10 protein-coding genes are annotated in these 13,077 nt (G+C 72.9%); 3 read left to right on the top strand and 7 right to left on the bottom strand.

The genetic code is table 11. From position 1 onward, the window contains the following. Positions 1–192: 192 nt before the first annotated feature. On the top strand, positions 193–423 hold the full coding sequence (locus tag F7Q99_RS11915; RefSeq protein WP_153461206.1) for a hypothetical protein: 231 nt from the start codon (positions 193–195) through the stop codon (positions 421–423). 69 nt (positions 424–492) lie between these two features. Here F7Q99_RS11915 and F7Q99_RS11910 read toward each other — a convergent pair whose 3' ends face one another. From F7Q99_RS11910 to F7Q99_RS11895, 4 genes are all read right to left on the bottom strand, one after another. Further along, on the bottom strand, positions 493–3,477 hold the full coding sequence (locus F7Q99_RS11910; RefSeq protein WP_326846567.1) for an AfsR/SARP family transcriptional regulator: 2,985 nt from the start codon (positions 3,475–3,477) through the stop codon (positions 493–495). Between the two features lie 124 nt (positions 3,478–3,601). Continuing rightward, the gene (locus tag F7Q99_RS11905) at positions 3,602–3,820 is read right to left on the bottom strand and encodes an acyl-CoA carboxylase subunit epsilon (protein ID WP_153461205.1); all 219 of its coding nucleotides are present in this window, start codon (positions 3,818–3,820) and stop codon (positions 3,602–3,604) included. Between the two features lie 17 nt (positions 3,821–3,837). After that, positions 3,838–5,385 (bottom strand): acyl-CoA carboxylase subunit beta, encoded by a 1,548-nt coding sequence (locus tag F7Q99_RS11900; protein WP_153461204.1) that lies wholly within the window; start codon positions 5,383–5,385, stop codon positions 3,838–3,840. Between the two features lie 27 nt (positions 5,386–5,412). Next, entirely contained in the window at positions 5,413–6,462 is a 1,050-nt protein-coding gene (locus tag F7Q99_RS11895) for a polyprenyl synthetase family protein (RefSeq protein WP_153461203.1), read from the bottom strand. Positions 6,463–6,695: 233 nt separating this feature from the next. On the opposite strand from F7Q99_RS11895, the gene F7Q99_RS11890 reads away from it, so the two are divergent. Then, on the top strand, positions 6,696–7,376 hold the full coding sequence (locus F7Q99_RS11890) for a hypothetical protein (RefSeq protein WP_153461202.1): 681 nt from the start codon (positions 6,696–6,698) through the stop codon (positions 7,374–7,376). Positions 7,377–7,540: 164 nt separating this feature from the next. Here F7Q99_RS11890 and F7Q99_RS43625 read toward each other — a convergent pair whose 3' ends face one another. The 3 genes from F7Q99_RS43625 to F7Q99_RS11875 all read right to left on the bottom strand — a co-directional run bounded on the left by F7Q99_RS43625 (position 7,541) and on the right by F7Q99_RS11875 (position 9,639). After that, positions 7,541–7,744, bottom strand: a complete 204-nt coding sequence (locus F7Q99_RS43625; RefSeq protein ID WP_407697851.1) for an MbtH family protein — start codon at positions 7,742–7,744, stop codon at positions 7,541–7,543. 199 nt (positions 7,745–7,943) lie between these two features. Next, positions 7,944–8,777 (bottom strand): LuxR family transcriptional regulator, encoded by an 834-nt coding sequence (locus F7Q99_RS11880; RefSeq protein ID WP_326846566.1) that lies wholly within the window; start codon positions 8,775–8,777, stop codon positions 7,944–7,946. Between the two features lie 82 nt (positions 8,778–8,859). After that, positions 8,860–9,639 carry a helix-turn-helix transcriptional regulator gene (locus F7Q99_RS11875; RefSeq protein WP_326846565.1) on the bottom strand — a complete coding sequence of 260 codons (780 nt, stop codon included), beginning with the start codon at positions 9,637–9,639 and terminating at the stop codon, positions 8,860–8,862. Between the two features lie 653 nt (positions 9,640–10,292). Here F7Q99_RS11875 and F7Q99_RS11870 point away from each other — a divergent pair. Continuing rightward, positions 10,293–13,073 carry a non-ribosomal peptide synthetase gene (locus F7Q99_RS11870; protein ID WP_326846564.1) on the top strand — a complete coding sequence of 927 codons (2,781 nt, stop codon included), beginning with the start codon at positions 10,293–10,295 and terminating at the stop codon, positions 13,071–13,073. The last annotated feature ends 4 nt before the right edge of the window (positions 13,074–13,077 follow it).

The raw sequence follows: 13,077 nt of genomic DNA, 5'->3' as shown, positions 1-13,077 counted from the left end.
CGGACACCCGCGTGCCAATCTGCGTGAAACGGTGTCGACCTGCGGTTCTTTCCCGCTGTCGGTCGGTTCTCGGATCGATTTCGGCAGATCGAAAGGGTTTTGAAAGCGCCCGAAAACGCGGGTTCCGTAGCGTTCGGGGCATGCCGCAGGGCTCCGGGTCAGGCGGACGAACGAGAGGTCCAGGAGGCCACCGTGAACTGCGTTCTGCTCTCCGCCCGCAAGTCCGCGCACGCCGCCGTGGTTTCCTCGCTCGGCAGGCTCGCCGCGAGCGCGACCGTTCTCCTCGTGGCGGCCGGCACGGTGGCGGTCGCCCAGGGCACCGCCCTCGCGGCGGACTCCACGGCGCCCGCGGTGCGGGCCGCCCCGCTGGCGAGCGTGCACCCGGTCGGCTACTCCCTGAAGCACGACGACCCGTGGACCTGATCCCTGCCGGCGGTCGCTCCGCGGCCGGCGTCCCGGCGGCGGCCCGGCACTGCGCGGCCGGTTTCGACGTCAGGGCTGCGCGAGCTCGAACAGCCGCCGCGCGTCGACCGGTTCGCCGTCCGTGAGCGCCGCCAGGATCTGCTCGACCCGCTCGTACCAGCCCCGCGCGCCGACCTCCACGAACAGGCCCGACGCCGTCCGCAACATCCCCAGCGCGCCGTCGCCGTCCCCGCGCAGCGCCTGCACGCAGCCGAGTACCGCGACCGCCCGCGCCTGGAGGAAGGCGTCCGGCACCGCCTCGGCGGCCTGGAGCGCGCTGCGCAGCACCGGCTCGGCCTCATCGCTCCGGCCCTGGCACCACAGGGCCTCGCCCAGTGCCCGCAGCACGTGCGTCTCGCCGCGCCGGTCCCCGCTGCCGAGCACCAGCTGCAGGGCGCGCCGACAGGCCTCCTCGGCCCGGCCGCCGTCGCCCGCGCGGATCAGCGCCTCCGCGAGCCGGACGGTGCTCTGCGCCTCGCCGCGGACCGTGCCCAGCCCGCGGCTGCGGGCCACCGCCTCCGAGGACAGCACCAGACTCGCCTGCGCGTCCCCGCGCTCCAGTTCGATCTGCGCCAGCAGGCCCAGCACATGGGCTTCGGCGTAGCGGTCACCGCCCCTGCGGAAGATCTCCAGGGAGCGTCGGCCGGTCCGCGCGGCCCGGTCCAGGTCGCCGCGCTGGCGCTCGCACAGCGCCAGGTTGCGCAGGACCAGGGCGCGCCCCTGCTCCTGGCCCTGCTCCTCGAACAGCCGCAGAGCCAGGTCGAGCCGCCGGCCGGCGCTGTCGTGCTCGTACTGGACGATCTCCAGGGTGCCCAGCGAGTGCAGCATCGCCGCCTCGGCGAGCCGGTCGCCGGTGCGGCGGGCGGCGTCCAGCGCGGCCTCGGCGCCCTCGCGCCAGTCCTCAAGGTAGTTGCGGTTCTGGTAGAGGGTGACGGTGGTCATCACCAGGTCCCAGGCGTAGCCGGACTCGTCGTCGCGGGCGGCCTGCTGGATCAGCCCGTTGATCGAGTTGCGCTCGGCCTCGAACCACCCCATCGGGTCCTCGACCAGGTCGTCGGTGAGGTGGTCGGGCAGCCGGTGCAGCGGCGCGGTGCCCGGCACCACGGTGAAGTCGCCGCCGTAGACCCGGCGGTGGGCCTCCTTGGCGAGGCCCAGCCACACCGCGCAGGCCCTCCGCAGGGCCTGCCTCAGGTCCCCTTCTCCGTCCTCGGCAAGCGCGCACTCGCGAGCGAACAGCCGGAGAAGGCCCTGGAAGCGGTAGCGGACGTGGCCGGCGCCGGCGCTGAGCGGCTCCAGCAGCTGGGCGTCGACGAGCTGTTCGATGAGGTCCTCGGCGTCGACCGGGTCGATGTCGAGGACGGCGGCGCCGGCCCAGGCGGAGAACTCGGTGACGTTGAGCGAGCCGAGCAGCCGGAACATCCGGGCGGCGCCGGCCGGCAGGTCGCGGTAGCTGAGCCGGAAGCCGGCCCGCACCCCGCGGGCGTCCAGGCTGAGTTCGTCCAGGCGGCGGTGCTGGTCCTCCAGGCGGGCGACCAGGGTGCGGACCGTCCAGTGCGGCTTGGCGGCGAGCCGGGCCGCGGCGATCCGCAGGGCGAGCGGGAGCCGGTCGCAGAGTTCGCTGAGCCGGGCCGCGCCGACCGGGTCGGCGGCGAAGCGGTCGGCGCCGGCCACCCGGGAGAGCAGTGCGATGGACTCGTCCCGGCCGAGCGAGGCCAGGTGCAGCGGGACGAGCGCGTAGTCGCCGGCGAGCCGGCTGCTCAGGCTGTCGCGGCTGGTGACGAGCACGCAGCAGCCGGAACTGCCGGGCAGCAGCGGGCGGATCTGCTCGAAGGAGCGGGCGTTGTCGAGCACGATCAGCACCCGCCGGTCGTACAGCACGCTGCGGAACAGCGCGGTGCGCTCGGTCGGGTCGGCGGGGATCTGCGGGCCGGGCACGCCGAGGGCGCGCAGGAAGCGGTCGAGGACGCCGGCGGGGCGGCGCGGCTCCTCCTCCTCGTCGTAGCCGCGCAGGTCGGCGAAGAGCTGGCCGTCCGGGAAGCGGGCGGCGACCTGGTGGGACCAGTGGGCGGCGAGGGCGGTCTTGCCGACGCCGCCGGTGCCGATGATCGAGCCGACCGGCAGCGAGGCGCCGCCCTGGTGCTCCAGCAGCCGGTCCAGGGCGGCGAGTTCATGGTGGCGGCCGGTGAAGGCGGCGGGCACCGGCGGCAGGTGGGCGGGGACGGTGAGCGCCGGGGTCGTGGCCGGGGCGGCAGGCAGGGTCAGCCCGGGGGCGTCGTTGAGGATGTCGTCGTGCAGTTCCTGGAGGGCCGGGCCGGGGGCGATGCCGAGTTCGTCGGCGAGCAGCCGGGCGCCGTCGCGGTAGGCCTCCAGGGCCTCGGCGCGGCGGCCGGCCCGGTAGTGGGCCAGCATGAGGTGGGCGAGGGACTGTTCGCGCAGCGGGTGTTCGCGGACGAAGGCGGTGAGGTCGCCGATGAGTTCGCGGTGCTCGCCGAGGTCCAGGCGCAGCGCGGTGAGCTGCTCGTGGACGTCCAGGCGCAGTTCGGCCAGCCGGGCGGCCTCGGCCTCGACGGCGTGGGCGGTGATGCCGGCCAGGGCCGGGCCGCGCCACATGGCGAGGGCGTCCTCGAAGTGGGCGCGGGCCTCCTCGGTGCGCCCGCGCCGGGCGGCCTCCCGGCCCTCGGCGGCGCGCTCCTCGAACTCGACGGCGTCGATGCGGTGTTCGCCGGGGTGCAGCAGGTAGCCGGGGTGGCTGGTGACGATCAGGTCGTCGATGCAGATCGCGGTCTTGAGGGTCTTGCGCAGGCCGGAGACGCAGATGGCGATCTGGTTGCGGGCGGTGGCCGGAGGGTGGCCGTTCCAGACCGCGTCGGCGAGGGTGTCGACGGAGACCACCCGGCCGGGCGCGAGCAGCAGCATGGACATCACGGTGCGCTGGCGGGCGCCCTGGAGGGCGACCGGCCGTCCATCGGCGCTGATGTCCAGGGGCCCCAGGATCCGGAACACCACCTGAAGCACGGCTGCCCTCCTCACTCGACCGCGTCCACATCCGGAACGGCCCCGGCCTCTTCACTCTGAGTAACAGGCCGTCCGCCGGAGTCGCAACGCGGACGGCAGCAAGCTGCCAGCCGGTGGCCCCGGTTCAGCTCCGGGCGGCCCAGGAGGCGGGCGGGAGGATGTCGCCGGCCTCCCACCGGGCGGCCGGGGGCGGCGCGGCCCGGTCCCGGTCGGCCGTGGGGGTGCGGGTGCTCAGCAGCACGGCGACCGCGGCGAGTTCCTCCGGGGTGGGGCTGCCGCTGATGACCCGGATCAGGGCGGGCCCGAGCGGGCCCTCCAGCACGGGGACGGTTTCGCCGGACATGACGCTCATTCCTCTGGTTACACCGGGGGGTTGCCATGCTTGCGGGACGGGCTTACGGCGTGCTTGGTCCGGAGCATGGCGAGGGCGTTGACCAGGGTGGCGCGGGTCTCGGCGGGGTCGATGACGTCGTCGATCAGGCCGCGCTCGGCCGCGTAGTACGGGTGCATCAGCTCGGCCTGGTACTCCTTGACGAGCTGTTGGCGCATCGTCACCGGATCGTCCGCGTCGGCGATCTGGCGGCGGAAGACGACGTTGGCGGCGCCCTCGGCGCCCATGACGGCGATCTCGTTGACGGGCCAGGCGTAGGTGAGGTCGGCGCCGATCGACTGCGAGTCCATCACGATGTACGCCCCGCCGTAGGCCTTGCGCAGGATCAGCGAGATCCGCGGGACGGTGGCGTTGCAGTACGCGTACAACAGCTTGGCGCCGTGGCGGATGATGCCGCCGTGCTCCTGGTCGACGCCGGGCAGGAAGCCGGGCACGTCGACCAGGGTGACCAGCGGGATGTTGAAGGCGTCGCAGAGCTGGACGAAGCGGGCGGCCTTCTCCGAGGAGTGGATGTCCAGCACCCCGGCGAGGCGCTGCGGCTGGCTGGCGACGATGCCGACGACCTGGCCGTCGAGCCGGGCGAGGGTGGTGATGACACTGGTGGCCCACCGCTCGTGGACCTCCATGTGCTCGCCGTCGTCGACGATCTCCTCGATCACCGCACGCATGTCGTACGGGCGGTTGCCGTTCACCGGGACGAGGTCGAGCAGGCGGTCGTTGCGGCGGTCGGCCGGGTCGTCGCCGCGGGCGGTCGGCGGCATCTCGCGGTTGTTCTGCGGCAGCAGCGAGAGCAGGTACCGGACCTCGGCGAGGCAGGTCTCCTCGTCGTCGTACGCGAAGTGCGCGACGCCGCTGGTCTCGGCGTGCACGTCGGCGCCGCCGAGGCCGTTCTGGCTGATTTCCTCGCCGGTGACGGCGCGCACGACGTCGGGGCCGGTGATGAACATCTGCGAGGTCTCGCGGACCATGAAGACGAAGTCCGTCAGCGCGGGCGAGTAGGCGGCGCCTCCCGCGCACGGGCCGAGCATCACGGAGATCTGCGGGATGACGCCCGAGGCCTTGGTGTTGCGCTGGAAGATGCCGCCGTAGCCGGCGAGGGCGGTGACGCCCTCCTGGATGCGGGCGCCGGCGCCGTCGTTGAGCGAGACCAGGGGCGCGCCGGCCGCGATGGCCATGTCCATGATCTTGTGGATCTTCTGCGCGTGGGCCTCGCCCAGGGCCCCGCCGAAGATCCGGAAGTCGTGCGCGTACACGAACACCGTCCGACCGTGCACGGTGCCCCAGCCGGTCACCACGCCGTCCGTGTACGGTTTCCTGGCCTCCAGGCCGAAGCCGGTGGCGCGGTGCCGGCGCAGCGGCTCCACCTCGTGGAAGGAGCCCTCGTCCAGCAGCAGGGCGATGCGCTCGCGGGCGGTCAGCTTGCCCTTCGCGTGCTGCGCCTCGGTGGCGGCGGCGAGACCGTGCCGGACGTCCTGGCGGATCCGGTCGAGTTCGGCGACCCGTGCGGCCATGGTCATGGGGGCTCCTAGCGGGGTTCGCCCGCGTCAGCGGGTGCGGGGGGCGACGTGGTCGCAGAGGGCGAGCAGGGCGCGCCGGGCCGGCCGGTCGGGCAGGGCGTCCAGGGCGGCGCGGGCGCGGTCGAGGCGGCGGTGCATCACGGCCTCGGTCTCGTCGAGCGCGCCGGAGCGTTCGAACAGCTCCAGTGCGCGCGGGACGTCGGCGGCCGGGACGGGCCCGGCGGCGAGCAGGGCGCGCAGTTCGGCGTCGGCCGGGTAGGCGCCCTCGCGGGCGAGCAGGACGGGCAGGCTCGCGACGCCGGCCAGCAGGTCGGTGCCACGCTGCTTGCCGCTGAGTTCGGCGGGCTGGCGCAGGTCCAGCAGGTCGTCGGCGACCTGGAAGGCGATGCCGAGCTGCTCGCCGTACTCGGTGAGCGCGGCGGCGGCCGAGGCGGGCGCGCCGGCCTGGACGGCGCCGATGCCAAGCGCCATCGACAGCAGTGCCGCGGTCTTGCCGGCCGCCACGTGGAAGTAGTGGGTGACCGGGTCCACGTCGGGCCCGGGGCCGGTCAGTTCGCGCAGCTGGCCGGCGACCAGGCGGCCGGCCGCCTGGGCGTTCAGATGGACGGCGGCGGAGCCGAGTTCGGCGGCCAGCTGGGCGGCCCGGGCGAGCAGCCAGTCGCCGCTGAGCACGGCGGCGCGCTCGCCGTAGCGGGCGTGCACGCTGGGGACGCCGCGCCGGGTGGCGGCGCCGTCCATGATGTCGTCGTGGCAGAGCGAGGCGAGGTGGACCAGCTCGGCGATCGCGGCGGCCTGCGGGATGCCGGGCGCCGACGGGTCGCCGAACTCGGCGCCGAGCAGCACCAGCAGCGGGCGCAGCCGCTTGCCGCCGGCGGCGGCGAGGTGCCCGGTGAGGGCGCCGACACGCGGGTCCAGGGCGTCGTGCGCGCTGGCCTGGAGGCACTTCTCCGCCTGGATCAGTTTCGCCCGCATGTGGGCCTCGAACGCAGGTTCGGCGAGGTCGAGCCGGTCCAGCAGCTGGGCGGCGGGAAGATCCGGGGCAGCGGACATCCCGTCGTGCATTCGTCCGGCCGTCATGCGGAAACCCCCTCTGCGGCGTGGCCGCGCTGGATTCCAGATATCCGTGCGACAGCTTCCGACGGGTTCGGAGCGGTGTTCAACAGTGCTGACATGAAGGTGTCACTAGGGCCGTCGGGACCGTTTCGACCAGCGCTTTGTCAGCTTCCTGTCAAACTTTCGGCGGAACGGCCGATCCGGAACGATCACCGCTTACGCTCCCTGGCGATCACTCACCAGGAAGGCCCGGAACCTTGCGCAACCGAATCACCCTCGCCGCCGTGCTCGCCGCCGGAGTTCTGGCACTGACGGCCGCCCCGGCCTCCGCCGCCACCGCCGGGACGGCTGCAGCACCGGCCGGGAAGGACTGCGGTGCGCTGCGGCTGACCGGCGCACTGCCCGCGCCGCCGGCCGGGATGGCCGTGCAGCAGCAGATCACCGTCGGCGCGGACTGCAAGCCGGTGCTGGGCGAGGTCAAGCTCGTCCCGGCCGCGAAGGGCACCGCCGTCAGGGCCCGGGCCGCCGCCGACGCCGGCACCACGCGCCAGTTCAAGAGCTGGAACGAGTGGTTCGACTGCTGCAACATCCGGATGACCGGCCTGTACACGACCTCGTCCTGGACCACCGACGGCACCCGGATCGGCGCCGCGAACACCGACGCCACCCAGCAGTGGAACCGCGAGCCGTGGGACGCCGGCTGGTCGCTGAAGGCCGCGACGAAGAACACCGACTGCACGACGGACTGCGCCGCCTCGCACACCGACGCCCACGCCGAATTCACCTACAAGGGAGTCTTCGACGTCACCGGGCTGTGGTACGCGAACACCCAGGACTCGCACATCGACCTCAACGCGGACGGCACCGCCACCTGCCGTTTCGAGACCGCGACCCGGCACACCTTCATCGGCTGGAACTGGCAGCGCGGCTGCCAGTGACGACCTTGGCAGCATGCTGTCAGCGTCGCCGGAAGCGCACAGGTCAGCGCCCTGCGACGCCCGACCGGCCAGGCACGTAGACGCTGAGCCCCTGCGAACGAGGCCCTGCTTCCGCTCAGAGGAAGCAGGGCCTCGTCGGTTCCGCGGCGCCCGGTGGGGGAATGTCAGGCGGCGTTCATGGCGTCGGCCAGGGACTTCGGCCGCATGTCGGTCCAGTTCTCGTTGACGTAGTCGAGGCAGGCCTGGCGGCTGTCCTCGCCGTGGACGGTGGTCCAGAACGGGTTGGTGGCCAGGACGTCGTAGGCGTTCTGCAGGTGGTGATCTGCTTGAGGTCCGACTCCGGCAGCCCCACGCTGGGGAGCGGGGATCCGCCGCCGGAGGTTTTCCGGGCAGGTCGGATCCCCGCGCGCCGATGTCTGCTGTTCGGGGGAGCACGGCAGGCCATCGGGAAGGGATTTCCTGGTTCCCGCGGAACCGGTTTTCCCTTTCCGGGGCCCATACAACTGCGGGCGCCGGGGGAGCGGCAACGGACCCTTCAGGAAGCTGCCACCCGCCCGGCGCCCGGCGTCAGTTCTGGCCGCCGCCGCTCGTGCCGGAAGCGGGCCGGCCGGGGCGCAGCAGGCCCAACTCGGCGGCGCGCACGCCGGCCTGGAAGCGGGACTGCGCACCGAGCATCGTCATGATCTCGGCGACGTGCCGGCGGTAGGTGCGCACCGAGACGGTGAGTTCGCGCGCGGCCACCTCGTCGGTGACGCCGGCCCGCAGGGCGCTGAGGATCTGCTGGGCCAGGGCGGCCCGGTCGCGGTCGCCGAAGACGATCCGCTCACCGGCGGGGACGGCGTTGCGCCAGACGCTCTCGTACAGCGAGCCGAGGGTGTACACCACTTTGGGCTCGCGGATGACGGAGGCGCGGACACCGGTGGCCGACTCGGCGACGACGAGGGCGGTGGTGCCGTCCACGATCAGCGCCTGGAGCGGGGGCACCCGGGCCACCCGGATCGCCACCGGCCGCTCCTTGGCGAGCTGCTCCCGGACGAAGTCCTCGTCGATCATGGCCGGGGTGGCCAGCAGCCGGACGGCGATGGATTCGGCGGCCGCGTAGATCAGCTCGCGTTCGGCGAACTCGTCGAGTCCGGGCTCCTGTTCCTCGGTCCTGGGCATCCGCGCGTGCACGATGTCGATGCTGCGCACGGCGCCTCGGATCAGGTTGGCGGCGGTGCTCAGCACCGGTCCGTAGCCGCCGTCCACCGTGGCGATCTGCTGGGCCCGGTGGTTGCGGTCGCGGTGGATGGCCACCGTCGACTCGATCAGCTCCCGTACTTCCAGGAGCGCTCGTTCCAGTTCGTCCTCGGCCTCGATGGACACGTCGTACTCACCAGTTTCCCCGTTGGTGTTACTCACAGCCCGCGGTAAGGGCCGCGGTTCTCCCCGCGTAGAGCGGGGGCGGCGCCCGGCCCTGGATCGCAGGGCCCCGTGGGGCGCCTCAGTCGAAGAGCAGCCCCAGCTCGACCGCGCGCACGCCGGCCTGGAAGCGGGAGCTGGCGCCGAGTTCGCGCATGATCTCGGCGACGTGGCGCCGGTAGGTGCGCAGGGACATGTTGAGGTCGCGGGCGGCGGCTTCGTCGGTGGAGCCGCTGCGCAGCCGCTCCAGGATGATGCGGGTGAGCTCGCCGAGCAGTCGAGGGCTGAGCGCGAGGTGGTCGTCGAGCTTGCGGCCGAGCGACCAGGCGCCGGCGAAGAGGAGCTCCAGGGCGCGGACGGCGGCCCGGTCGTTGACGAGAGTGGCCTGCCCCTTGGCGTTCCCGGAGGCGGCGCGGACGAGCGCGGCGGCGCCGTCGGAGATGACGATGTCGCGCAGGTCGGCCTCGGAGACCCGGATCTCGTAGCGGGCACCGGGCGCGTGCGCGAGCTTGGCCAGGGCGCAGTCGGCGACGCCGGGCGCGCAGAGCACCCGGACGACGGTGCCGACGGGCATGGCGGTCAGCGCCTCGCGGGCGATCTGCTCGAACGCGCCGGTGCCGGTGATCGCGATGCAGACGGAGTGCCGGGCGCCGACCACCAGTTGTTCGACGGCCTCTCCGAGCGCGGTGACGTCGGTGTGCGGGGCGGGGGGGCTCTGGTCCGGGCGCCGGCGGTAGAGGCTGACGGTGGATTCGATCAGCTCCCGGGCCTGGAGCAGGGTCTTCTCGACATGCGCGGCGTGGGCCGCCGGCGTCGTGTCTTCCTGGCCGGGGCCGTTCGGCGAGCCGGCTGCACTGGTCACTTCGTCCCCCTGACGGTGGTGATCTTTCCGCTCATTCGTCGTTCAGCATGGTAAACAGGACATGTTGACTGACGATCAATCAGACCACCTGCTCCCGACAGTAGTTCGCCTGTTCGAAGTCAGTCAACCTTGGCAAAAAAGCGCAGGTCAGGCGCCATTGAAGGCTGCCGCGGCAGGGGTCTCGCGGCTGCGGCGCGGAAGTGGTACGTCGCGCACATATCATGTCTCGATTTTCCCGCCGCCGCCACGGCGAATCTCCAGTCGACCTGGCATCAAGCTGCAGTCGGACTCCGTAACGGAAAGTCGCGGATTCCGCTTCTCTCACGAGAAGTAGCCCGCCCCTCACCGCCGGTCGCCGCCTTGTCCCCTTTCGGCCAAACCTTGAACCACCCGGCTGACCAGGCGTGATCCGACCGTACGGTGGCAATCGTGACCACACGCCACACGGGGACTCTTCAACTCAAAGCTTTGCCGATCCGGCCCGCCACCGACGCGACGGCGCGGTGCCGGCCGAGGCCGTCGTCGACACCCCCGCGCTGACTCGTCCGGTCGCATCACGTGTGCGGACTCCCGTACGAGTTTTGGTCCCTCACCCTGTTCGGCGTGCCAGGCGGGCTGCCCCGGCGCGCCCCGAGGCCAGGAGACAGACGGCCGTGAATCGTCCCACCAACCTCACAGACCTGCTGCTGGACGTCGCCGGACGGCACCCCGCGGTGGGACTCGGCCACTGCCGCGGCGCCGCCGACGCCGGCACGGTCGAGCAGAGCTACCCCGAACTCCTCGACGCCGCCCGGAGAATCCTCACCGGACTGCGCGCCCGCGGACTGCGCCCCGGCGACCGCGTGGTGCTGATCCTGGAGCGCGCCCAGGACTTTCTGCCCGCCTTCTGGGGTGCCGTGCTCGGTGGCTTCGTCCCCTGCCCGCTGGCCGCGCCCGCTGCCGCCGACCCGGAGCGCTGGGCCGCCCAACTCGCCCATGTGGCAACCCTGTTGGACGGCCCGCTGACGGTCACCACCGCGGGTCTCGCCGCGCTCCTGCCGCCCGACCCGGACCGTCCGCTGGCCGTCCTGGAGGAGCTGCCCGGCGAGCCGGCCGAGGAGCTGCACCGCGCGGCGCCCGAGGACACCGCGGTGCTGATGCTGACCTCCGGCTCCACCAGCAACTCCAAGGCCGTCATGCTCAGCCACGCCAACCTGCTGGCCTCGATGGCAGGCAAGAACGGCGCGCACCGGCTGGACGCCGCCGACGTCACGCTCAACTGGGTCTCCTTCGACCACGTCGCCGCGCTGCTGGAGTGCCACCTGCTGCCGCTGTCCGTCGGCGCCCGCCAACTGCACGTCGCCCCCGCCGTGGTGCTCGCCGACCCGCCGGAGTTCCTCCGCCTGCTCTCCCGGTACGGCGTCACGATGACCTTCGCGCCGAACTTCCTGCTCGGCCTGATCACCGCCGCCGCCGACCGGCTGGACGCCTCCGGCGAGCGGTTCGACCTGAGCCCGGTCCGGCAGATCATCAGCGGCGGCGAGGCCGTCCTGGTCGGCACCGGAGAAGCGTTCCTGGAGCGGCTCGCGCCGTACGGTCTGGCCGGCGACACGCTCTGGCCCGCCTTCGGCATGACCGAGACCTGCGCCGGCAGCATCTACTCCCGCCGGGGCTTCCCCGGGACGGACCGCGGCGCCGAGTTCGCCAACCTCGGCACCCCGGTGGCCGGCCTGTCCGTCCGGGTCGCCGACGAGGCCGACCGCCCGCTGCCCGCCGGCGAGGTCGGCGAACTCCAGCTCACCGGCCCGATGATCACCCGCGGCTACTTCCGCAACCCGCAGGCCACCGCCGAGGCCTTCACCGCCGACGGCTGGTTCCGCAGCGGCGACCTCGGCCGGATCGACGACGGCCGGCTCACCCTGGTCGGGCGCAGCAAGGACAGCGTCATCGTCAACGGCGTCAACCACTTCAGCCACGACATCGAGGCCGTCCTCGAACAGCTTGACGGCGTCGCCCGCTCCTACGTCGCCGCCTTCCCGATCCGCCCGGCCGGCAGCGACACCGAGCAGTTGGTCATCGCCTTCCACCCCGAGCTGCCCGCCGGCGACGAGACCGCCCTGCACCGGGTGCTCACCGCCGTGCGCGCCACCGTCGTGACGCACTGGGGCTTCCGGCCCGCACTCGTCCTGCCGCTGCCCGCCGAGGCCTTCCCCAAGACCAGCCTGGGCAAGATCCAGCGCGCCCTGATGCGTCGCCGCCTGGAGGACGGGGCGTACGCCGGGCAGCAGGAGGCCGTCGCCGACCTCACGCTGCGCATGCTCGGCGGCCACACCGCGCCCGAGGGCCCGGTCGAGCACGCCCTCGCCGAGATCTACGCCGAGATGTTCGACTGCGACCCGGCCGCGATCTCCGCCACCGCCGGCTTCTTCGACCTCGGCGGCACCTCGCTGGACATCCTGCGGCTGCGCGCCAAGGTGGCCGAGCGCCTCGGCGTCACCGGACTGGAGGTCGTCACGGTGCTCACCGCGCCGACCGTCCGCGCGCTGGCCGCCCGCCTCGCCGAGCCGGCCGGCCCCGGCACCCGCCGGTACGACCCGCTGGTGCCGATGCAGACCGGCGGCGACAAGACCCCGCTGTTCTGCGTCCACCCCGGTGTCGGCGAGGTGCTGGTCTTCGTCAACCTCGCCAGGTACTTCGTCGGCGACCGCCCGTTCCACGCGCTGCGCGCCCGCGGCTTCAACGACGGCGAGAAGCCCTTCGCCACCTTCGAGCAGATGGTCGACGCCTACGTGGACGCCATCCGCGCCGCGCAGCCGCAGGGCCCGTACGCGGTGGCCGGCTACTCCTACGGCGCCGCCGTCGCCTTCGAGATCGCCAAGGTGCTGGAGTCGCAGGGCGAGCGGGTCGACTTCGTCGGCAGCTTCAACCTGCCGCCGCACATCAAGTACCGCATGGAGGAACTGGACTTCGCCGACACGGCCGCCCACCTGGCGCTCTTCCTGGAGCTCATCGACAAGCGGCAGTCCGTCGAACTCCCCGACACCCTCCGGCACCTGCCGCGCGAGGAACAGGCCGCCCGGCTGATCGAGCTGGCGCCGCCGCGGCGGCTGGCCGAACTCGACCTGGACGCCGACAGGTTCGCCGCCTGGGCGGAGATCGCCGACACCCTGACCGACCTGGGCAGGACGTACCGGCCGAGCGGCGACGTCCGCTCGATGACGGTGTTCCACGCGATCCCGCTGCGCGGCACCCGCGAGGACTGGCTGAACAACGAACTGCGACGCTGGGACGAGCACAGCCGCGAGGAGAACCGGTACCTGGAGGTGCCGGGCGAGCACTACACCCTGATGGGCCCGCGCCATGTGGCCGCCTTCCAGGCGATCCTGCGGCGCGAGCTGGACCGCGCGCTGGCGGAGGCCGACGACATCGCGCGCGAGCGGGGTGGGAACCGATGACGAG

The sequence above is a fragment of the Streptomyces kaniharaensis genome, from assembly GCF_009569385.1.
GTDB lineage: Bacteria > Actinomycetota > Actinomycetes > Streptomycetales > Streptomycetaceae > Kitasatospora > Kitasatospora kaniharaensis.
Note: the sequence above shows the minus strand (reverse complement) of the source record. Positions and strands in the feature narration are given on the sequence as shown.

What these genes read in the sequence shown, in the direction of transcription:
- F7Q99_RS11895 (WP_153461203.1), bottom strand. Translation starts at nt 6,462, where the DNA reads ATGACGGCCGGACGAATGCACGACGGGATGTCCGCTGCCCCGGATCTT.
- F7Q99_RS11900 (WP_153461204.1), bottom strand. Translation starts at nt 5,385, where the DNA reads ATGACCATGGCCGCACGGGTCGCCGAACTCGACCGGATCCGCCAGGAC.
- F7Q99_RS11905 (WP_153461205.1), bottom strand. Translation starts at nt 3,820, where the DNA reads ATGTCCGGCGAAACCGTCCCCGTGCTGGAGGGCCCGCTCGGGCCCGCC.